We start from the raw sequence: 21,042 nt of genomic DNA on the forward strand, positions 1-21,042 counted from the left end.
TCAGTGCCCGGACGAACCCGACGCACCGAGGCCGGTCTCCGAGCGCACTTGCTGCGCCGGAAATGCCGCGCGTTCGGCTTGCGCCTGGCGGCTGCGGTCCAGCACCGAGAACAGCCAGATGCCGACGAAGGCGATGGTCATCGAGAACAGGGCCGGCGAGGCATAGGGGAACAGTGCCGAGCCCTTCGGATTGCCGAGCGTTGCTTCCCACACCGACGGCGAAACGATAGTCAGGCCCACCGACGAGATCAGGCCGAGCGTGCCGCCGATCACCGCACCGCGGGTGGTGCAGTCCTTCCACAGCACCGACATGAACAGCACCGGGAAGTTGGCCGAGGCAGCAACTGCGAAGGCCAGCGACACCATGAAGGCGATGTTCTGCTTCTCGAAGATGATGCCGAGTGCCACCGCCACGATGCCCAGCGCGATAGTCGTGACGCGCGACACCTTGAGTTCGGCCGCGCTGTCGGCCTTGCCCTTCTTGATGAGCGTGGCATACAGATCGTGCGACACCGCCGATGCACCCGACAGCGTCAGGCCCGCCACCACCGCGAGGATGGTGGCAAAGGCCACCGCCGAGATGAAGCCGTAGAACACGTTGCCGCCGACCGACTTGGCCACCAGCACCGCCGCCATGTTGGCCGCGCCCGCGCCGCCCTTGATGACGCCCGTGGAGGTGTCGGCAAATTCCGGGTTGGTCAGCACCAGCGTGATGGCGCCGAAGCCGATGATGAAGATCAGCAGGTAGAAGTAGCCGATCCAGGTGGTGGCCCAGAACACCGACGTGCGCGCCTGCTTGGCATCAGGCACGGTGAAGAACCGCATCAGGATGTGTGGAAGACCCGCGGTGCCGAACATCAGCGCCATGCCGAACGAGATGGCCGAGATCGGATCCTTCACGAATCCGCCCGGGCCCATGATGGCCAGGCCGATGTCGGCCGCCTCGGCCGGGCTCTTGCCGGCGTTGGCCGCAATCAGGGTGCGCACCTCGACCGATTTGGCGAACAGCGCCTCGGGGCTGAAGTTGAAGGCCGCCATCACCATCAGCGCCATGAAGGTCACGCCGGCCAGCAGCAGCACCGCCTTGATGATCTGCACCCAGGTGGTGGCCGTCATGCCGCCGAACAGCACATACACCATCATCAGCCCGCCGACGATCACAACCGCCATCCAGTACTCGAGCCCGAAAAGCAGCTTGATCAGTTGCCCCGCGCCCACCATCTGCGCGATCAGGTAGAAGGCCACCACCACCAACGTGCCGGAGGCCGCGAACGCGCGGATCGGGCCGGGCTGGAAGCGATAGCCGGCCACATCGGCAAAGGTGAACTTGCCCAGGTTGCGCAGCCGCTCCGCCATCAGGAAGGTGATGACCGGCCAGCCGACCAGGAAGCCGATCGAGTAGATCAGGCCGTCGTAGCCAGTCGCCATCACCGCGGCAGAAATGCCGAGGAACGACGCGGCCGACATGTAGTCGCCCGCGATCGCCAGGCCGTTCTGGAAGCCGGTGATGCCGCCGCCCGCCGTATAGAAATCCGAAGCCGACTTGGTTCGTGCCGCAGCGCGCTTGGTGATCCACAGCGTGAGCAGCACGAAGCCGGAAAACATGCCGATCGCGATCCAGTTGGTCGGCTGCTTCGCGGCCTGGCCGACATCACCGCCAGCGGCCATGGCCGCACCGGCGGCCAGCAGCATGGCGAGCGCGAAGAATGAGGATGAAAAACGGCGGTTCATTGCGTGGCTTCCTTCAGGATCTCGGCCGTCAGCCGATCGAACTCGCCGTTGGCACGGCGGATGTAGATCGCGGTGATGGCGATGGTGAAGACAATCACGCCGAGCCCGATCGGGATGCCGATCGTGGTGACGCCGCTGCCGATCGGCGTGGCAAGGAACGGCTTGTTGAACGCGATGAGCGCGATGTAGCCGAAATACACGACCATCATCAGTGCCGTGAACAGCCAGCCGTAGGTATTGCGCTTGCGGCGCAGCTCGTGGTACTTGGGATTCGACTGGATCTTGTCGACGATGGGATCGCGCATGGTTGTCTCCTGGGCTTGGGTCGGCGCGATTCTGGAACGCCCGATCCGCCCGTGGGCGACGACGCAATCATTCGTCACATTGCGATTGAAATCACTCCCAGGTGACGTTGGCGGCGAACATGTAGCCCGCGCCGTACACCGTCTTGATGATGGTCGGGTCGTGCGGGTCGTCCTCGATCTTGCGGCGCAGGCGCGAGATGCGTACGTCGATGCTGCGGTCGGTGGGCAGCAGGTCGCGTGCGCCCATCAGCTGCTCGCGCGTGAGGATCTGGTGCGGCCGCTCGACGAAGCAGCGCAGCACCTGGGTCTCGGCGGTGCCCAGCAGATGCTCGGTTCCGTCCGGCGCGCGCAGGATGTTGGCTGCGCAGTCGATGCGCCACCCCAGAAAGGATGCGTAGCGCCGCTGGCGCCCGCCCGTGGCACCGGGCACGGCCATGCGGCGGCGCAGGATGCTGCGCACCCGCGCCACCAGTTCGCGCGACTCGAAGGGCTTGGTCATGTAGTCGTCGCCGCCCAGCTCGAGCCCCATCACGCGGTCGGCCGTGTGGCCGCGGCCGGTGAGGATCAGCACGCCGGCATTCGACTGCGCGGTGATTCGGCGCATGAGGTCGATGCCGTCCATGTCGGGCAGGCCGAGATCGACGATGCACAAGTCGGGCTTTTCGGTCTTCATGCGGCGCAACACGCTGGCGCCCGTCTGGAAGCCTTCGCAGTTGAAGCCGAACTCGGTGAGCGCGGCGAGCACCAGCTTCGACACCGCTGGATCGTCTTCCACCAGGAAGACCAGCGAGGGTGGCGCGCCCTCGTCGGCCATGCCGCGGTGTGCCAGCGTGTTCACCGCCGGCCCGCCTCGATCGCATCTGCCAGCTGCGCGGTCGTGAACGGCTTGGTCAGCAGCGGCACGCCGGGAACATGCAGGTCGCCGGGTGCGTTGCCGCTCATCAGCACCACGGCTTGCGCGCGCCGCTGCGCGCGCGCCGCCCGTGCGACCTCCCGGCCGTCGACGCTGCCCGGCATCACCACGTCGGACAGCAGCAGCGCGATGTTGTCGGTGTGCATGAGCAGTTGCATGGCCTCCGCCCCGTTGTCGGCCTCCAGCACGCTGTAGCCCAGCTCGAGCAGGTTGCGGCGAACCACGCGACGCACCTGGGCATCGTCGTCCACCAGCAGGGCGAGTCCGCGCCGGCCCGCCTCGGCCGGGGCCGCGGCGGGTATCGCCCGCTCGGCCTCGACGCCGCCACTGGCGGGCAGCCAGAGCGAGATGGTGGTGCCGCGACCCGGCTGGCTCTGCACGTCGATGGCGCCGCCCGATTGCTTGATGAAGCCATACACCATGGCCATGCCGAGCCCGGTGCCGCGGCCCGGCTGCTTGGTGGTGAAGAAGGGTTCGAACATGTGCGCCAGCGTGTGCGCATCCATGCCGGCGCCGTTGTCTTCGACGTCGATGCGCACGTGCTCGCCGATGGCCGTCTGCAGCGCCGCAGCGTTGCCGGCGTCCAGCACGACCGGGCGCACGCGCAGCGTGACGCGGCCATCGGGCCGGGAGGCGTCGCGCGCATTCAGGATCATGTTGACCAGGGCCTGCTCGAGCTGGCTCGGGTCGATCCAGGTCCACAGCGGCGTGGCGGCGCCTGCGGCGTCGATCACGAGTTCGAGGTGCTCGGGCAGCGACCGCCGCACCAGCCGCTCCACCGTCTGCAGCAGCGCTACCGCGTCGACCGCGCCGGCCTGCAATGGCTGCTGCCGGGCAAAGTGCATCATGCCCTTCACCAGTTCAGCGCCCCGCCGGGAGGCGTCGAGCGCCGGCTGCACGTATTCGGGCACCAGCGCATCGCCGGGCCGCGCATCCGCCAGCGCCGCGAGGTTGCCGATGACGACGGTGAGGATGTTGTTGAAGTCGTGCGCCAGCCCGCCGGTCAGATGGCCCAGTGCCTCCAGCTTCTGCGTGCGCACGAGGAGTTCCTGCGCACGCTTTTGTTCGGTGATGTCGAAAGTCAGCTCGAAGCAGCCGGCAAACGTGCCGTCGGCCGCTCGCTCGGGAACCATCGATGTGCGCACGGCGCGCCGGTCGCCGGTGCTGGTGACGAGCTCGTATTCGAAGCTCACCGCTTCCCCGGCCATGGCACGCAGCGCATACGGCTTGACCACCTCATACACCGCGTCGCCCAGAAACGACCGTGCGCTGGCGTGTTCGGGCCGCGTGGTATCGACGCGGAACCAGTCGTGGTAGCCCCGGTTGATGTAGCGGTAGACGCGGTGGCGGTCGAAGTAGGCCACCAGCGCCGGGATCGAGTCCATCACCAGCCGCACGCGCTGCTCGCTGCTGGCCAGTTCCGCGGTGCGCACGGCGACGCGGTTTTCGAGGTCGACGCTGTACTCGCGGATCGTGCGCTCGGCCTCGCGTTGCGCCGTCATGTCCGAATAGAGGGTGACGAAGCCATGGCCCGGCAGCGGCTCGCCATGGATGCGCAGCACCCGCCCGTCAGGGCGGACGCGCTCGATGTCGTGAGGCGCGAAGGTGCGGGCCGCGGCCACGCGCTCGGCCACCAGCGCCTCGGGATCGCCCGCACCGTATTCGCCGCGCCGGGCGTTGTAGCGGATGAATGTGTCGAACGGCGTGCCGAGGCAGGCCATGCCTTCCGGGAAATCGAGCAGGCGCACATAGGCGCTGTTCCAGGCCACCAGGCGCAACTCGGCATCGAAGATCGACAGCCCCTGGTCGAGCAGGTCGAGGCCGGCCTGCAGGGTCTGGTAGCGCGCGAGCGGGGCTGCGGAGGGCAAAAGGTGGTGTCCCGGTGAAGTTCTGGAGGTTACAGCCCCCTCGCTGCAATCATTCGTCATTTTTCGATGCGGCTTGTGCAATGTTCATGGCCGATCCTCGGGCTTCGGGAAAACACCGCCCTCGGAGACAAAATGACACGCACCAACCCCTACGCCATGGGGCTCGACAAGAACGCTGCGAATTTCGTGGCGCTTTCGCCGCTTTCGTTCCTCGAGCGCTCCGCCCACGTTTATCCGGATCGCGTGGCGCTGATTTACGGCGCAGTGCGCCGCAATTGGGCCGACACCTACAGCCGGTGCCGCCGGCTGGCCAGCGCGCTGGCAGCGCGCGGCATCGGCCCCGGCGACACGGTGGCCGTCATGCTCCCCAACACCCCCGCCATGTTCGAGGCCCATTTCGGCGTGCCGATGAGCGGCGCCGTGCTGAACACGCTGAACACCCGGCTCGATGCGCCGGCCATCGCCTTCATGCTGCAGCACGGCGAGGCCAAGGTGCTGCTGACCGACCGCGAGTTCGCCGGCGTCGTGGGGCAGGCGCTCTCCACCATGGGTGCGAACCGCCCGCTCGTGATCGAGGTCGAGGACGAGATGGCGCCCCCCGGCGCGCGGCTCGGCGAAATCGACTACGAAAGCCTTCTCGCTGCAGGCGACCCCGACTTCGCCTGGCAGTTGCCGGCCGACGAGTGGGACGCCATCGCGCTGAACTACACCTCCGGCACCACCGGCAACCCCAAGGGCGTGGTGACGCACCACCGCGGCGCCTACCTCAACGCGGCCAGCAACGTGATTGCCTGGAACCTGCCGGACCAGGTGGTGTACCTGTGGACGCTGCCGATGTTCCACTGCAACGGATGGTGCTTCCCGTGGGTTCTTGCACTGGCAGGCGCGACCAGCGTGTGCCTGCGCCGGGTCGACCCGGCGCTGATCTATCCGCTGATCCGCGAGCACCGCGTCACGCACATGTGCGGCGCCCCGATCGTCTACAGCATGATGATCAGCGCCCCGGCCGAACTGCGCGCCGGCATCGACCACGTGGTGCAGGGCCTGGTGGCGGGCGCGGCGCCACCGGCGGCGGTGATCGAGGGCTGCGAAGGCGCCGGCATCGAGATCACCCACGTCTACGGGTTGACCGAGGTGTATGGCCCGTCGGCCATCTGCGCCCGGCAGCCGTCCTGGCAAGGGCTGCCGGTGGAAGAACGGGCCCGGCTCAACGGCCGGCAGGGCGTGTCCTACCCGCTGCAGCAGGCCGTGACCGTGCTCGATGCGCAGACATTGATCCAGGTGCCGGCCGACGGCGAGACCATCGGCGAGATCTTCTTCCGCGGCAACGCGGTGATGAAGGGCTACCTCAAGAACCCGGGCGCCACCGAAGAGGCCTTCGCGGGCGGCTGGTTCCACACCGGCGACCTGGGCGTGCTGCACCCGGACGGCTACGTGAAGATCAAGGATCGCAGCAAGGACGTGATCATCTCGGGCGGCGAGAACATCTCGTCGATCGAGGTGGAGGACGCGCTGCACCACCACCCTGCCGTGCTGAGCGCCGCCGTGGTGGCACAACCCGACGCCAAATGGGGCGAAGTGCCCTGCGCGTTCGTCGAACTCAAGGCCGGCCGCGCGGTCTCGGAAGCCGAACTGGTCGAGTTCTGCCGGCCATTGCTCGCGCGCTTCAAGGTGCCCAGGCGCATCGTGTTCGGCGAGCTGCCGAAAACGTCGACCGGAAAAGTCCAGAAGTTTCTGCTGCGCGACCGCGTGCATTCGGCCAGCGCCATCGATTGACATCACCCCCAGGAGACACCCGCATGACCACCCAACCCGAAGTTTTTACCGCCGCCGCGTACGCGCCGAGCGACGTCACGGTGCGCAATGCGCACGTCTCGGGCCGCGCGGCCTACGACAAGCTGGTGGCCGAGGCCGACGCCGACCACGAGGGCTACTGGGCGCGCCTGGCGCGCGAGTTCATCACCTGGAAGACGCCTTTCACCAGGGTGCTCGACGACAGCAATGCGCCCTTCTTCAAATGGTTTGAAGACGGCACGCTGAACGCGTCGTACAACTGCCTCGACCGCAACGTGGAACGTGGCCTCGGCCACAAGACCGCGATCGTGTTCGAGGCCGACGACGGCGCCGTCACGCGCATCACCTATGTGGAGCTGCTCGAGAGGGTCTGCCGCGCCGCCAACGTGCTGCGCTCGCTCGGCGTGAAGAAGGGCGACCGCGTCGTCATCTACATGTCGATGTCAATCGATGGCGTGGTCGCCATGCAGGCCTGCGCGCGCATCGGCGCCATCCACTCGGTGGTGTTCGGCGGCTTCTCGTCGCAGGCGCTGCGCGACCGCGTCGCCGACACCGGCGCGGTGCTGGTGCTCACGGCCGACCAGCAGGTGCGCGGCGGCAAGCACCTGCCGCTGAAGGCGATCGTCGACGACGCGCTGGCGCTCGGCGGATGCGAGAGCGTGCGCCACGTGCTGGTCACCCGGCGCACCGGCGGCGAGGTGCCGTTCAATGCGCCGCGCGACCTCTGGATGGCCGAACTCGCGGCGGCACAGCCCACCAGCTGCGAACCCGAATGGGTGGGTGCGGAGCATCCGCTGTTCCTGCTCTACACCTCGGGCTCCACCGGCAAGCCGAAGGGCGTGCAGCACTCGACCGGCGGCTACCTGCTGCATGCCGCACTCACCTGCAGCTGGACCTTCGACCTCAAGCCCGAGGACGTGTTCTGGTGCACGGCCGACATCGGCTGGGTCACCGGCCACACCTACATCACCTACGGACCGCTGGCGCTCGGCGCCACCGAAGTGGTGTTCGAGGGCGTGCCCACCTACCCGGACGCCGGCCGCTTCTGGAAGATGATCCAGGATCATCTGGTGACCGTGTTCTACACCGCGCCGACGGCGATCCGCTCGCTCATCAAGGCGGCCGAAAGCACGCCCATGGCCCATCCGCGCAACTACGACCTGTCGAGCCTGCGCATCCTCGGCTCGGTCGGCGAGCCGATCAACCCGGCCGCCTGGGAGTGGTATCACCGCCATATCGGTGGCGGCCGCTGCCCGATCGTCGACACCTTCTGGCAGACCGAAACGGGCGGCCACATGATCACGCCGCTGCCGGGTGTCTCCGACCTTGTGCCGGGCTCCTGCAGCCTGCCCTTCCCGGGCATCAGCGCCGACGTGGTCGACGAAGCCGGCAACCCGATGCCCTGGGGCCAGGGCGGCCTCCTGGTGGTGAAGAAGCCGTGGCCCGCGATGATCCGCACCATCTGGGGCGACCCGGAACGTTTCAAGGCGAGCTATTACCCTGAAGAATTCAAAGGCCGCTACTACCTGGCCGGCGACGGCGCCATCCGCGATGCGAAGACCGGCAACTTCACCATCACCGGCCGCATCGACGATGTGCTGAACGTGAGCGGACACCGCATGGGCACGATGGAGATCGAGTCCGCGCTGGTGTCGCATACCGAACTGGTGGCCGAGGCGGCCGTGGTCGGCCGACCGGACGACACCACCGGCGAAGCGATCTGCGCTTTCGTGGTGCTGAAGCGCGGCCGCCCGACCGGCGAAGAAGCCACCCGGATCGCGAACGAACTGCGCGCCTGGGTGGCCAAGGAGATCGGCCCGATCGCCAAGCCGAAGGACATCCGCTTCGGCGACAACCTGCCCAAGACGCGCAGCGGGAAGATCATGCGGCGCCTGCTGCGCTCGGTGGCCAAGGGCGAGGCGGTGACGCAGGACACGTCGACGCTGGAGAACCCGGCCATCCTCGAACAGCTGGGTTTGGCCCACTGATGCGAGAAGGCGTCTGGGGTAGGCCGCTGGCGGCGGGTGGCCCCTTCCGCGAATGTCCCCCGGGCTTCGCCCTCCTCCTTTATTTCGCTGCAGGGGCCACCCACCACCAGCGGCCAGGGCACGCTCGTGGGGTTCAGCGCGGATCGGCCACGCCGCGTCCAGGATCAGGGCGGTGGGGCACGCTGCGCAGCGAAATAAAGGAGGAGGCCGCAGGCCGGGGGACATTCGCGGAGCAGCGTGCCCCGCCGCCCTGATCCCGCCCCGGAACAACAGCGCCCAGATCCCGCCTGGAACCTCAGCGTCCGGATCCCGCCGCAAGACTCCCAGCGCTCAGATCGCCACAAGCTGGCGCACGCCCTGCGCCTCCATGTCCTTGCCCAGGCCGCGTGCGATGACCTCGCCGCGCTCCATCACCAGGTAGTCGTCGGCCAGTTCCTCCGCAAAGTCGTAGTACTGCTCGCACAGCACGATCGCCATGTCGCCGCGGTCGGCCAGCATGCGGATCACGCGGCCGATGTCCTTGATGATCGATGGCTGGATGCCCTCGGTCGGCTCGTCGAGGATCAGCAGCTTGGGCTTGGGCGCGAGCGCGCGTGCAATCGCGAGCTGCTGCTGCTGGCCGCCCGAAAGATCGCCGCCGCGGCGGTTGATCATTTGCTTGAGCACCGGAAACAGCTCGAACAGCTCGGTCGGGATCGGCGTGCTGCCGCTCTTGTAGGCCAGGCCCATGCGCAGGTTCTCTTCAACCGTGAGCCGCGCGAAGATCTCGCGGCCCTGCGGCACGAAGCCCATGCCGGCGCGGGCGCGCTCGTAGGGCGTGTTCTTCTGGATCGGTTTGCCGTCGAACTCGATGCTGCCGCTCTTGATCGGCACCAGGCCCATCAGCGACTTGAGCAAGGTGGTCTTGCCGACGCCGTTGCGCCCGAGCAGCACCGTGACCGTGCCAAGCGTGGCGGTGAAGCTCACGTCGCGCAGGATGTGCGAGCCGCCGTAGTACTGGTGGATGTTCTTGACTGTCAGCATGACTCGCCCCCAGGCTGCGCTTCGCTACGCCTCCCCCCTACCGGGGGCAACACCAGCGGCCCGGCAAAGCCGGTTCCGCGGTGTTTCGCGAAAAATTGATCAACGACCAAGGTAGACCTCGATCACCCGTTCGTCCGCCTGCACCTCGTCGAGCGTGCCCTGTGCCAGCACCGAGCCGTCGCACAGCACGGTGACGATCTCCGAGATGGTCTTGATGAAGCTCATGTCGTGCTCCACCACCATCAGCGAGTGCTTGCCCTTGAGCGTGAGAAACAGCTCGGCGGTGCGCGCGGTTTCCTCGTCGGTCATGCCGGCCACGGGCTCGTCGAGCAGCAGCAGCTTGGGATCCTGCATCAGCAGCATGCCGATCTCGAGCCACTGCTTCTGGCCATGGCTCAGGTTGCCGGCCATGCGTGTCACGCTGTCGGCCAGGTGGATGGTTTCGATGATCTCGGCCAGACGGTCGCTCTGCGCCGAGTCGAGCCTGAACAGCATCGAGTGCTTCACGCCCTTGTTGGTCTTCAGCGCGAGTTCGAGGTTCTCGAACACGGTCAGTTGCTCGAACACCGTCGGCTTCTGGAACTTGCGGCCGATACCGAGCTGCGCGATGTCGGCCTCCTTGTGGCGCAGCAGGTCGATGGTGCTGCCGAAGTAGACGGTGCCCGAATCGGGCCGCGTCTTGCCGGTGATGATGTCCATCATCGTGGTCTTGCCGGCGCCGTTGGGGCCGATGATGCAGCGCAGCTCGCCGGGTGCGATGTCCAGGCTCAGCTTGTTGATCGCCTTGAAGCCGTCGAAGCTCACGCTCACGTCTTCGAGGTACAGGATGCGGCCGTGCGTGACATCGACCTCGCCCGGCGTGGCGTGGCGGCCGAAGCCGGCGGCGCGGCCACCCGACTCGGTGTTGCCGCCCGGATCGATGCCGCTGTGGCGGGCGACGCGCTGCGCGCCTTCTTCCATCAGGTCGGGGGTCATGCGCGCGCTCCCTTCGGTTCCGCCGCCAGCGGCGCGAGCGCGCTCGGCTCGACGCCTTCGGACGCGGCCAGCGAACGCTGTGCCTCGCGCCGCCCTTCAGTCGGCTGCTTGCTGCCGCCCTTGGCCCGTGCGACCCACTTGCGCACCAGGCCGACGATGCCGTCGGGCAGGAACAGCGTGACGGCAATGAACAACGCGCCGAGAAAGTACAGCCAGTACTCGGGGTAGGCCACCGTGAGCCAGCTCTTCGCGCCGTTGACGATGAAGGCGCCGATGATCGGTCCGATCAGCGTGGCGCGACCGCCGACGGCCGCCCAGATCGCGATCTCGATCGAATTTGCCGCGCTCATCTCGCCGGGGTTGATGATGCCGACTTGGGGGACGTACAAGGCACCGGCCACGCCGCACATGATGGCCGAGATGACCCAGATCGTGAGCTTGTAGGGCAGCGGGTTGTAGCCCGAGAACATGACACGCGTTTCGGCATCGCGGATGGCCTGCAGCACGCGTCCGAACTTGCTGCCGATCAGCCACTTGGCGAACAGGAAGAAGCCGAGCAGCGTCAGGCCGGTCATCACGAACAGCGTCATGCGCATGCTCTGCGTTGCAATCGGGATGCCGAGGATGCGCTTGAAGTCGGTAAAGCCGTTGTTGCCGCCGAAGCCGGTTTCGTTGCGGAAGAACAGCAGCATCGCCGCGAAGGTCATGGCCTGCGTGATGATCGAGAAATACACGCCCTTGATGCGCGAGCGGAAAGCGAAGAAGCCGAACACGAAGGCGATGATGCCGGGCACCACGACGATCAGGATCAACGTCATCACGAAGCTGCCGGAAAACGTCCAGTGCCAGGGCAAGGTCTTCCAGTCGAGGAACACCATGAAGTCCGGCAGGTCGCTCTTGTAGTTGCCGTCGCGGCCGATCTGCCGCATGAGGTACATGCCCATCATGTAGCCGCCGAGCGCGAAGAACATGCCGTGGCCGAGCGACAGGATGCCGGTGTAGCCCCAGATCAGATCCATTGCCAGCGCGCAGATGGCGTAGCACATGATCTTGCCGACCAGCGCCACCGCGTAGTCGCTCATGTAGAACGCGCTGTCGTTCGGCACCATGAGGTTGAGCATCGGCGCCAGCGCGCACACCACGATCAACGCCACGAAGAACGCCGTCCAGCCCTTGCCGCTCAGCAGCGGGCCCTTGGTGGGGAGAATCACAGAGTTCATATCGGCATCGATTCGATTGAATGCATCGGGAACACCGCGGAACCGGCTTCGCCGGGCCGCAGGTGTTGCCCCCTCGAGGGGGTTGGCGAAGCGACACGAAGTGCGCGAAGACTGGGGGTGGTCATGCCTCTGCGCTCCGGCCCTTCATCGCGAAGATGCCTTGCGGCCGCTTCTGGATGAAGATGATGATGAAGATGAGCACGGCGATCTTCGCGAGCACCGCGCCGGCCCAGCCTTCGATGAACTTGTTCAGAATGCCCAGGCCCATGGCCGCGTAGACGGTGCCGGCGAGCTGGCCGACGCCGCCCATCACCACCACCATGAACGAGTCGACGATGTAGCTCTGGCCGAGGTCGGGGCCGACATTGCCGATCTGGCTCAGCGCGCAGCCCGCGAGGCCGGCGATGCCCGAACCGAGCGCGAAGGCGTAGGTGTCGACGCGCGCCGTGTTCACGCCCATGCAGGATGCGATCGGCCTGTTCTGCGTGACGCCGCGCACGAACAGCCCGAGCCGCGTGCGGCCGATCAGCCAGCCCATCGCCAGCAGCACCAGCACCGCGAAGATGATGATGCAGATGCGGTTCCAGGGCAGCGTGACGTTGCTCAGCATGGTGAAGCCGCCGCTCATCCAGCCCGGGTTCTCGACGCCCACGTTCTGCGCGCCGAACAGCGAGCGCACCAGCTGCTGCAGCATCAGGCTGATGCCCCAGGTGGCCAGCAGCGTCTCGAGCGGCCGTCCATAGAGGAAACGGATCACGCCGCGCTCCAGGATCGCGCCGACCAGCGCCGATGCGAGGAACGCGACCGGAATGGCGGCGACCAGATAGAGGCCGAACGCCGACTCCGGCAGGTACTTCTGGAACAGGCCCTGCATCACGTAGGTTGCGTAGGCGCCGATCATCATGAGTTCGCCGTGCGCCATGTTGATCACGCCCATCAGCCCGTAGGTGATGGCCAGCCCCAGCGCGGCGAGCAGCAGCACCGAGCCGAGGCTGATGCCGCTGAACACGGCGTTGATGCGGTCGCCCCAGACCAGCGCGCCGTCGATGCCCGCGATGGCCTTTTGCAGTGCGGCCTTGACGTCGGGTTCGGTCTCTTCGGTCAGGCGCTCGTTCAGCAGCAGCTTGGTGTCGGGGCTCTTGCTCTCGGCCAGGGCGCCGGCTGCGGCGATGCGCTTGGCCTTGTCGGTGCTGTTGAGCAGCGACGCGGCGCGCACCAGTTCGAGCTTGGCCTTGATGTTGGCGTTGGTCTCGACCGACAGCGCTTTCTCGACCATCGGAATGCGGGACTCGTCCGGATCCTTCAGCAGCGCGTTCGCGGCCTCGAGGCGCACCGCCTCGTCCTTGCTGTTGACCAGCTTGAGCACCGACTGCGCGGCATCGAAGGCGCCGCGCATCATGTTGTTGTTGACCACGTCATCGGCGCTGTCCGGCACCTTCAGTTCGGCGCCGGTGACCGGGTCGTAGCCCTTGTTGTCCTTCATCACGAAGACCTTGTCTTCGGTGAACTTGACCGCGTCGTCAGCCATCGCCTGGATGAACGCTGAGGTCTTGTCGTCGGCGGTGGCGACCGCCTTGTTGAGGGCAGCCACGCGCGCCTCGGTGTCGCCCGACGCGATGGCCCTTGCCTCTTCGGCCGTCAGCGCATGAGACTGGCTCGCCAACAGAAGCAATGCGGCGAACGCGGCATAAAGAGTCCGGCGCGGGTGTTTTTTCACATCATCCTCGGCAAAACAAAGGCCCGATCAAGACGAGCAAGGATCGGGCCTGAAAAGATGCCGCAAGCGCATCGCATCCTTTTCGCGGAACACCGCGGAACCGGCTTTGCCGGGCCGCTGGTGTTGCCCCCTGCAAGGGGGTGGGCGAAGCGACACGCAGTGCGCGCAGCCTGGGGGTGTTACATCGATTTCCCGGCAGGCTGATCCGGCTTCTTGTCGTTACCTTCGATGTACGGGCTCCACGGCTTGGCCTTGACCGGGCCCGGCGTCTTCCAGACCACGTTGAACTGGCCGTCGGCCTTGATTTCGCCGATGAACACGCTCTTGTGCAGGTGATGGTTCTTCTCGTCCATCTTCGAGACGATGCCCGACGGCGCAGTGAAGGTCTGGCCGGCCATGGCGGCGATTACCTTGTCGGTGTCGGTGCTCTTGGCCTTCTCGACGGCCTGCTTCCACATGTGGATGCCGATCCAGGTGGCTTCCATCGGGTCGTTGGTGAGCGGCTTGTCCATGTGGCCGGCGATCTTCTTGGCCTTGGCGTACTCGCTCCACTGCTTGATGAAGGCGGTGTTGGTCGGGTTCTTGATCGACATGAAGTAGTTCCATGCGGCCAGGTGGCCCACCAGCGGCTTGGTGTCCACGCCGCGCAGCTCTTCTTCACCCACCGAGAAGGCGACGACCGGCACGTCCTTGGCCTTCAGGCCGGCATTGCCGAGTTCCTTGTAGAAAGGCACGTTGGAGTCGCCGTTGATGGTCGACACCACCGCCGTCTTGCCGCCGGCCGAGAACTTCTTGACGTCGGCAACGATGGTTTGATAGTCGCTGTGGCCGAACGGCGTGTACTTTTCGTCGATGTCGGTGTCCTTCACGCCCTTGCTCTTCAGGTAGGCGCGCAGGATCTTGTTGGTGGTGCGGGGGTAGACGTAGTCGGTGCCGAGCAGCACCCAGCGCTTGGCGCCGCCGCCTTCCTTGCTCATCAGGTAGTCCACCGCGGGAATGGCTTGCTGGTTCGGCGCCGCACCCGTGTAGAACACGTTCTTGGAGAGCTCTTCACCCTCGTACTGCACCGGGTAGAACAGCAGGCCGTTCATTTCCTCGACCACCGGCAGCACCGACTTGCGCGACACCGAAGTCCAGCAGCCGAAGATCACCGAAACCTTGTCCTGGCCCAGCAGCTGCTTGGTCTTCTCGGCGAACAGCGGCCAGTTGGAGGCCGGGTCGACGATCACGGGCTCGAGCTGCTTGCCCATCACGCCGCCCTTCTTGTTGATGTCCTCGATGGCCATCAGCACCGTGTCTTTCAACACGGTTTCGGAGATCGCCATCGTGCCCGACAGCGAGTGCAGCACGCCGACCTTGATGGTGTCGGCGGCGAACGCGGGCGCGCTACCGAGGGCGGCGAGCGCGACGCTGGCGGTGAGCGCCTTGAGTGTGAAACGACGTTGCATGTGCATCCTTCTCCGGTGGTAGTTGATTTCGTTCGACAGCGCCTTCGCTGACGATGCACGGAGTTTGCGGATGACACCGGCCTCAAGGAATACGCCGGGTGGCGTACGGGGGCTACGCCGCGGCGGGCTGCTTGAACTGCCGCGCCACGAACGCCCAGACCAGCTTCGACGCGTCCGGCCCGGCCGCATCGCTGAAGGGGAGCCGCGCTGCGCCGCCGCTCCAGGCATGGCCGAGCTTGGCCACCTGGCACAGGGTGACGCAGACGCGGCCGGCGCGCTTGAAGTCCGTCACGCGCATCGGATGGCGTTTGCCGCGCTGCAGCACGCGCTCCGGGCCCGGCCGGGCGCCGGTGGCGATGGCCCACACCACGGCAGTGCTGCCGGCGTTGCTGGCGGCCACGACGGTATCGGCGTCGCCGTGCAGCACCAGCATTGGCGGCAGCGTGGTGCCGACCGCGGCCGCGCCGAGCGCCTTGCCGACGGCGGTGGCCGGCATCACCGGCACGCGGCGGCCGTGCATGGCACCGACCGCGCTGGCGGTCGATTGCGCCGCGCCCGGCGCCACGCCCGAATGCACGGCCACCGCCCTGAAGCGGTTGGGGTAGCGCGAGGCCAGCAAGGCGGCCATGCCGGCGCCGGCCGAGAGGCCCGCCACGGCGATGCGTTCGCGGTCGACCGGATACAACACGTTGACCTGATCGACCGCCGCGATCAGCGTGGCGGCCTCGCGGTCGGATTTGCCCGAGCGTGTCTGGTACCAGTTCCAGCAGCCTTGGGGGTGGTGCACCCGGTCTTGCTCCGGATACAGCACCAGGAAGCGCTCGCGTGCGGCGATCCGGTTCATGCGCGTGCTGGCGGCGAAGTCGCGGCCGGTCTGGCCGCAGCCGTGCAGCATCACCAACATCGGCAACTTCTCGCCGGGTTGAAGTTGGAGGCCCGGAGGGCGGTAGAGGTGATAGCCGCGCGCACCGCCGGGGCCGAACGCCATGCCACTGATCCAGTCGCCCGCGCCGGGCGGCGGCTTGCGCTTATTCGCTGCGGCGCGTTTCACCTGTTGGGTCACCTGTTTCGCCACGCGCCGGCTGTTGCCGAGCGCGGCTTTGGTGAACGCCTTCAGGCCGCGTTGGTAGGCGCGCGTGAGCGCGGAGGTGGGTGAACGGCGGGGCATGGTGCGGTGGGTGTCGGTAGGCGACCCACACGGTAGCAGCTTCCACGCCGCGAAGGCGTTTGCCGGCGTTCAGTACAGCTCGGGCACGTACATCGTGGTGGGCACCGGCTGGCGCAGGTAGTCGGCATTGCGCACGCGCGGCGGCAGTACCACCGGCGCGTGCGGCACCTCCTGGTAGGGCAGTTGTCCCAGCAGGTGCGTGATGCAGTTGAGCCGCGCCTTCTTCTTGTCGACCGCCTGCACCACCCACCAGGGCGCTTCCGCGATGTGGGTGCGCTCGAGCATGATTTCCTTGGCCTTGGTGTACTCCTCCCAGCGGCGGCGGCTTTCCAGATCCATCGGGCTCAGCTTCCACTGCTTCAGCGGATCGTGGATGCGGCCGAGAAAGCGCATGTGCTGCTCTTCGTCGGTGATGGAGAACCAGTACTTGATGAGCGTGATGCCCGAGCGCACCAGCATGCGCTCGAATTCGGGCGCCGAGCGGAAGAACTCCTCGTATTCGGCATCGCTGCAGAACCCCATGACGCGCTCGACACCGGCGCGGTTGTACCAGCTGCGGTCGAACAGCACCATCTCGCCAGCGGCCGGCAGGTGCGCCACATAGCGCTGGAAGTACCACTGCGTGCGCTCGCGGTCGTTTGGCGCCGGGAGCGCGGCGACACGGGCCACGCGCGGGTTGAGCCGCTGCGTGATGCGCTTGATGACGCCGCCCTTGCCGGCCGCGTCGCGGCCTTCGAACAGGATCACCACCTTCTGCCTGCTGTGCTGCACCCAGTCCTGCAGCTTGACCAGTTCGCCCTGCAGGCGGAACAGTTCCTTGAAGTAGGCTTGCCGTTCGGCCTTGTCGACACCGATCGGGGCGCCGGCTTCGTCGACGTTGCGGTCTTCGATCTCGAGCTCCAGCTCCTCGTCGTAGCTGTCGATCAGGTCGCGCGCGATGCGCTGCATCAGGTCTTCTTGGTCGTGCACGGCGCTGGGCAACATCATGGGAGGCTTTGAAGAAAGAGGAACAAGCCCGGCATGCTGCCGCCCGCGCGTGACTGTTGCGTGACAAGTCCGTCCCGCCGTCATGGCGCTGACACATGGCACGGGGAAGATCGTGTTCTCACTACGCTGTCGCACCTTGTCCACGCCCGCCTAGTGGCTGTTCACCCGATTGTTCTGATTCCCTCACCTTGCCGCTCTCCCCCGATATGGCCGCCGGCTCCTACGGCGGCGACGAAGCCGGCCTGATCTGCGGCTATCTGTTCGACGCAAGTGCTGCCGAACCGGCGCGCGCTGTCGAATCGGCACACGCCGCGGCCTGGCTGGCGACTGCCGGGGAAGCACCGGCCGGCGCCTACCTGTGGCTGCACTTCAACCTCAGCCACGCACAGGCCGAGCGCTGGCTGGTGCGGCACGCGCAGCTTTCCGGCACCTTCTACGAAACGCTGCGCGACGGCCTGCACTCGACCCGCATCGAGCGCGCCGACGATTCGCTGATCGCGGTGATCAACGACCTGCATTTCGAGTTCGGTTTCGAGCCGTCGGACATCTCGACCTTGTGGATCAGCGTCGGCCCGCGCCTGGTGGTCACGGCGCGCACCAAGCCGCTGCGCTCGGTCGACGCGCTGCGCACCGCCGTGAAGGCCGGCGACGCGCCGCGCTCGAGCACCGAACTGCTCGAACACCTGCTGCGCGCCCAGGCCGACGTGCTGGTGGCAATCGTGCGCGACGTGACGGCACGCATCGACGGCATCGAAGACGAACTGCTGGCCGGCCGGCTCGACCACAAGCGCGCCCGGCTCGGCGCGCTGCGGCGGTTGCTGGTGCGGCTGCAGCGGCTGCTTGCACCGGAGCCGGCAGCGCTGTTCCGGCTGCTGCAGCAGCCGCCGGGCTGGATGGCAGGCGCCGACGCGGACGAGCTGCGCGGCTCGACCGAAGAGTTCTCGCTGGTGCTGCGCGACATGCAGGCGCTGCAGGAGCGCATCAAGCTGCTGCAGGAAGAGATCGCGGCCAACGTCAACGAGGACAACAACCGCAGCCTGTTCGTACTGACCGTGGTGACGGTGCTGGCGCTACCGATCAACATCCTGGCCGGCCTTTTCGGCATGAACGTGGGTGGCATTCCGCTGGCCGAGCACCGGCACGGGTTCTGGATCGTGGTGGCCATCATCGCGAGCTTCACCGCCGTCGCCGTCAGGGTGGCGTTCCGCAAGAAGCGCTGAGCACGCCGCGGGCCGGTGCTTTGTTGCTACTGTTTTGATAGCACCTTGCGCAGTCTCCATGCGCCCTGCAAGCCGATTCGATCCGAAATAGAATGGTGCGTGCCATCCATTCTCAACGCCGATCTCCACTGCCACTCCGTGGTGTCCGACGGCACGCTGACGCCCGAGGCGCTGGCCGAGCGCGCGGCTGGCAACGGCGTAGAGCTCTGGGCGCTGACCGACCACGACGAAATCGGCGGCCAGCACCGCGCCGCCGCAGCGGCCCATGCCAACGGCATGAAGTACCTCACCGGCACTGAAATCTCGGTCACCTTCGCCAACGAAACCGTGCACATCGTCGGCCTTGGTTTCGACCCCGACGACGCGGGCATGAAGCAGGGCCTGCTCAAGACGCGCGGCGGCCGCGGCGCGCGCGCGCAGGAAATGTCTGAAGGGCTGGCCAAGGTCGGCATCCATGACGCTTACGAAGGCGCGCTCAGGTTCGTCGGCAACCCCGAGCTGATCTCGCGCACGCATTTCGCGCGCTTCCTGGTCGAGAGCGGCGCATGCAAGGACACGCACGAGGTGTTCCGCAAGTACCTCACCGAAGGCAAGCCGGGTTATGTGCCGCACCGCTGGGCCTCGCTGAAGGACGCGGTGCACTGGATCACCGACGCCAATGGCATCGCGGTGATCGCGCATCCCGGCCGCTACAAGTTCACGGCCAACGAGGAGTACGCGCTGTTCCTCGAGTTCAAGGCGCACGGAGGCCGCGCTATCGAGGTCGTCACCGGCAGCCACGCACCGGCCGAGTACATCGAGTACGCCGACAAGGCCCTCGAGTTCGACTTTGCGGCTTCGCGGGGCAGCGACTTCCACAGCCCCGACGAAAGTCACATGGATCTCGGCAAGCTCCCCTTGCTGCCCGGCAAGCTCACGCCGGTTTGGGAACTGCTCGAAGACAGAATCCTGTGAGCGCGGTACCGGGCGCGACGAAGAGCACGCGGGACATCGCGTCGGAACGCATCCTCGCGGGCATCGGCCTCGTGCTGCTGGCCGTGGCCTGCTTCGCGACGCTGGACACCGCCACCAAGATTTCGGTCACTGCAGTGCCGATCCTCATGGGCGTTTGGTTCCGCTATGCGTTCCAGGCCGTCGCCACCACCGCGGTGCTGCTGCCGCTGTACGGCACCTCGCTGCTGCGCACCGCGCACCCGCGCTACCACGTGCTGCGCGGCGCGCTGCTGCTGGTGACCAGCGTGCTGGCATTCCTCAGCCTGCAGTACATGCCGCTGGCCGAGTTCACCGCCATCGTGCTGATCGCGCCGCTGGTGGTGACGTTGCTGGCCGCCACCACGCTCAAGGAGCACGTGTCGGTGCTGCGCTGGGCGCTGGTGAGCGGGGGCTTTGTCGGCACGCTGGTGATCCTGCGACCCGGTGGCAGCAGCTACAGCTGGGCGATCCTGCTGCCGATCGGGCTGGTCATCACCAATGCCTGCTTCCAGGTGCTCACCAGCAAGCTCGCCCAGACCGAGAACCCGCTGACCATGCACTTCTACACCGGCTGGGTCGGCACGCTGATCGCCTCGTGCGCGCTGCCGTTCGTGTGGTCGGCGCTGCCTGGGTGGCAGTGGTGGGCGCTGCTGTGCCTGATGGGCATGATGGGCACCGTCGGCCATTTCATGCTGATCCTGGCCTACCAGCGTGCGCCCGCCTCGACGCTTACGCCCTACCTCTACTCGCAGATCGCGTTTGCCATGCTCGGCGGCTGGATCATGTTCTTGCACATACCCGACCAGGTGTCTCTGATCGGCATGGGCATGATCGCCGTGTGCGGTGCAGCCGGCGCATGGCTCACCGTGCGCGAGCGCCGCGTCCCGATCGAACCCGCGGAGACATAAGCTCTCCCCCAGTCTTCGCGCACTTCGTGTCGCTTCGCCAACCCCCTCGCCGGGGGCAACACCAGCGGCCCGGCAAAGCCGGTTCCGCGGTGTTCCCCGCATGCCCCGCGCGCCGACAGCGCATTGCAGGTTGAGAATCCGGAAAGTCCATGGCTCAATTTTTTGAAGTTCATCCCGACAACCCGCAACAGCGGCTGCTGAAACAGGCGGCCGCCCTGCTCGCGCGCGGCGAGATCGTCGCGGTGCCGACCGACTCCAGCTACGCGCTGGTCTGCCACCTCGACGACAAGGACGCGGTCGACAAGCTGCGCCGCATCCGCCAGGTCGACGACAAGCACCACCTCACGCTGCTGTGCCGCGACCTGAGCGAGCTGGCCAACTACGCGCGCGTCGACAACAAGCAGTACCGGCTGCTCAAGGCCGCCACGCCCGGCCCCTATACCTTTCTGCTCGAAGCCACCAAGGAAGTGCCGCGTCGCGTGAGCCATCCGCAGCGCAAGACGATCGGCCTGCGCGTGCCCGACTGCAGGGTGCTGTGCGATCTGCTGGCGCTGCACGGCGAGCCATTGCTGGCCACCACGCTGATCCCGCCCGGCGAAACCGAGCCGATGAACGACGCGCAGGCGATCCGCGACCGCTTCGAGAAGCAGATCGGCGCCGTGATCGACGCCGGCGCCTGCCCGTCAGAGCCAACCACCGTGGTCGACCTGACGCCGATGGGCACCGGCGAGGAGCCGGTGCTGGTGCGGCGCGGGCGCGGCGCGCTCGCCGTATTGGGCCTCTGACCGGTCTGAGACAATCGGGC

Annotated in this window: 17 protein-coding genes; 6 read left to right on the plus strand and 11 right to left on the minus strand. The window is 66.8% G+C overall.

Annotated features, from left to right (window positions below; all coding sequences use genetic code 11):
- The 4 genes from ACSFA8_RS10615 to ACSFA8_RS10630 form a co-directional block, all read right to left on the minus strand.
- Window positions 1–1,731, minus strand: coding sequence for a cation acetate symporter (locus ACSFA8_RS10615; protein ID WP_435479476.1), 1,731 nt, complete (start codon window positions 1,729–1,731; stop codon window positions 1–3).
- A complete protein-coding gene (locus tag ACSFA8_RS10620; protein ID WP_435479477.1) occupies window positions 1,728–2,036 on the minus strand; it encodes a DUF485 domain-containing protein in 309 nt (102 codons plus the stop codon). The genes ACSFA8_RS10615 and ACSFA8_RS10620 overlap by 4 nt, the downstream gene beginning before the upstream one ends.
- A gap of 91 nt (window positions 2,037–2,127) precedes the next feature.
- Entirely contained in the window at window positions 2,128–2,874 is a 747-nt protein-coding gene (locus tag ACSFA8_RS10625; protein ID WP_435479478.1) for a response regulator transcription factor, read from the minus strand.
- Entirely contained in the window at window positions 2,871–4,817 is a 1,947-nt protein-coding gene (locus ACSFA8_RS10630) for a hybrid sensor histidine kinase/response regulator (RefSeq protein ID WP_435479479.1), read from the minus strand. The genes ACSFA8_RS10625 and ACSFA8_RS10630 overlap by 4 nt, the downstream gene beginning before the upstream one ends.
- 132 nt (window positions 4,818–4,949) lie before the next feature.
- Here ACSFA8_RS10630 and ACSFA8_RS10635 point away from each other — a divergent pair, with 132 nt between their 5' ends.
- Complete coding sequence (locus ACSFA8_RS10635; protein WP_435479480.1) at window positions 4,950–6,593, plus strand: acyl-CoA synthetase; 1,644 nt, start codon at window positions 4,950–4,952, stop codon at window positions 6,591–6,593.
- A gap of 23 nt (window positions 6,594–6,616) precedes the next feature.
- Window positions 6,617–8,599 (plus strand): acetate--CoA ligase, encoded by a 1,983-nt coding sequence (gene acs, locus ACSFA8_RS10640; protein ID WP_435479481.1) that lies wholly within the window; start codon window positions 6,617–6,619, stop codon window positions 8,597–8,599.
- A 330-nt stretch (window positions 8,600–8,929) separates the two neighbouring features.
- On the opposite strand, the gene urtE is transcribed toward acs, so the two are convergent.
- From urtE to ppk2, 7 genes are all read right to left on the minus strand, one after another.
- The gene (gene urtE, locus ACSFA8_RS10645) at window positions 8,930–9,622 is read right to left on the minus strand and encodes an urea ABC transporter ATP-binding subunit UrtE (protein WP_435479482.1); all 693 of its coding nucleotides are present in this window, start codon (window positions 9,620–9,622) and stop codon (window positions 8,930–8,932) included.
- Between the two features lie 99 nt (window positions 9,623–9,721).
- A complete protein-coding gene (gene urtD / locus ACSFA8_RS10650; RefSeq protein WP_286542058.1) occupies window positions 9,722–10,597 on the minus strand; it encodes an urea ABC transporter ATP-binding protein UrtD in 876 nt (291 codons plus the stop codon).
- Complete coding sequence (gene urtC / locus ACSFA8_RS10655; RefSeq protein WP_435479483.1) at window positions 10,594–11,817, minus strand: urea ABC transporter permease subunit UrtC; 1,224 nt, start codon at window positions 11,815–11,817, stop codon at window positions 10,594–10,596. Before urtC ends, urtD begins: the two co-directional genes overlap by 4 nt.
- 121 nt (window positions 11,818–11,938) lie before the next feature.
- The gene (urtB, locus tag ACSFA8_RS10660; protein WP_435479755.1) at window positions 11,939–13,489 is read right to left on the minus strand and encodes an urea ABC transporter permease subunit UrtB; all 1,551 of its coding nucleotides are present in this window, start codon (window positions 13,487–13,489) and stop codon (window positions 11,939–11,941) included.
- 224 nt (window positions 13,490–13,713) lie between these two features.
- Entirely contained in the window at window positions 13,714–14,982 is a 1,269-nt protein-coding gene (gene urtA, locus ACSFA8_RS10665) for an urea ABC transporter substrate-binding protein (protein ID WP_435479484.1), read from the minus strand.
- A gap of 112 nt (window positions 14,983–15,094) precedes the next feature.
- Complete coding sequence (locus ACSFA8_RS10670; RefSeq protein ID WP_435479485.1) at window positions 15,095–16,150, minus strand: extracellular catalytic domain type 1 short-chain-length polyhydroxyalkanoate depolymerase; 1,056 nt, start codon at window positions 16,148–16,150, stop codon at window positions 15,095–15,097.
- A gap of 69 nt (window positions 16,151–16,219) precedes the next feature.
- Window positions 16,220–17,134, minus strand: coding sequence for a polyphosphate kinase 2 (gene ppk2 / locus ACSFA8_RS10675; RefSeq protein WP_435479756.1), 915 nt, complete (start codon window positions 17,132–17,134; stop codon window positions 16,220–16,222).
- A 209-nt stretch (window positions 17,135–17,343) separates the two neighbouring features.
- Between ppk2 and ACSFA8_RS10680 the strand changes: the two genes are divergently transcribed.
- The 4 genes from ACSFA8_RS10680 (at window position 17,344) to ACSFA8_RS10695 (ending at window position 21,022) form a co-directional block, all read left to right on the plus strand.
- Entirely contained in the window at window positions 17,344–18,357 is a 1,014-nt protein-coding gene (locus ACSFA8_RS10680; protein ID WP_435479757.1) for a transporter, read from the plus strand.
- Window positions 18,358–18,456: 99 nt separating this feature from the next.
- Window positions 18,457–19,311: a 3',5'-nucleoside bisphosphate phosphatase gene (locus tag ACSFA8_RS10685; RefSeq protein WP_435479486.1), complete on the plus strand. Its 855-nt coding sequence runs from the start codon at window positions 18,457–18,459 to the stop codon at window positions 19,309–19,311.
- Window positions 19,308–20,237, plus strand: a complete 930-nt coding sequence (locus tag ACSFA8_RS10690; RefSeq protein WP_435479487.1) for a DMT family transporter — start codon at window positions 19,308–19,310, stop codon at window positions 20,235–20,237. The genes ACSFA8_RS10685 and ACSFA8_RS10690 overlap by 4 nt, the downstream gene beginning before the upstream one ends.
- 149 nt (window positions 20,238–20,386) lie before the next feature.
- Window positions 20,387–21,022: an L-threonylcarbamoyladenylate synthase gene (locus tag ACSFA8_RS10695; protein WP_435479488.1), complete on the plus strand. Its 636-nt coding sequence runs from the start codon at window positions 20,387–20,389 to the stop codon at window positions 21,020–21,022.
- The last annotated feature ends 20 nt before the right edge of the window (window positions 21,023–21,042 follow it).

The organism is Variovorax nitratireducens, assembly GCF_051216545.1.
GTDB lineage: Bacteria > Pseudomonadota > Gammaproteobacteria > Burkholderiales > Burkholderiaceae_C > Variovorax.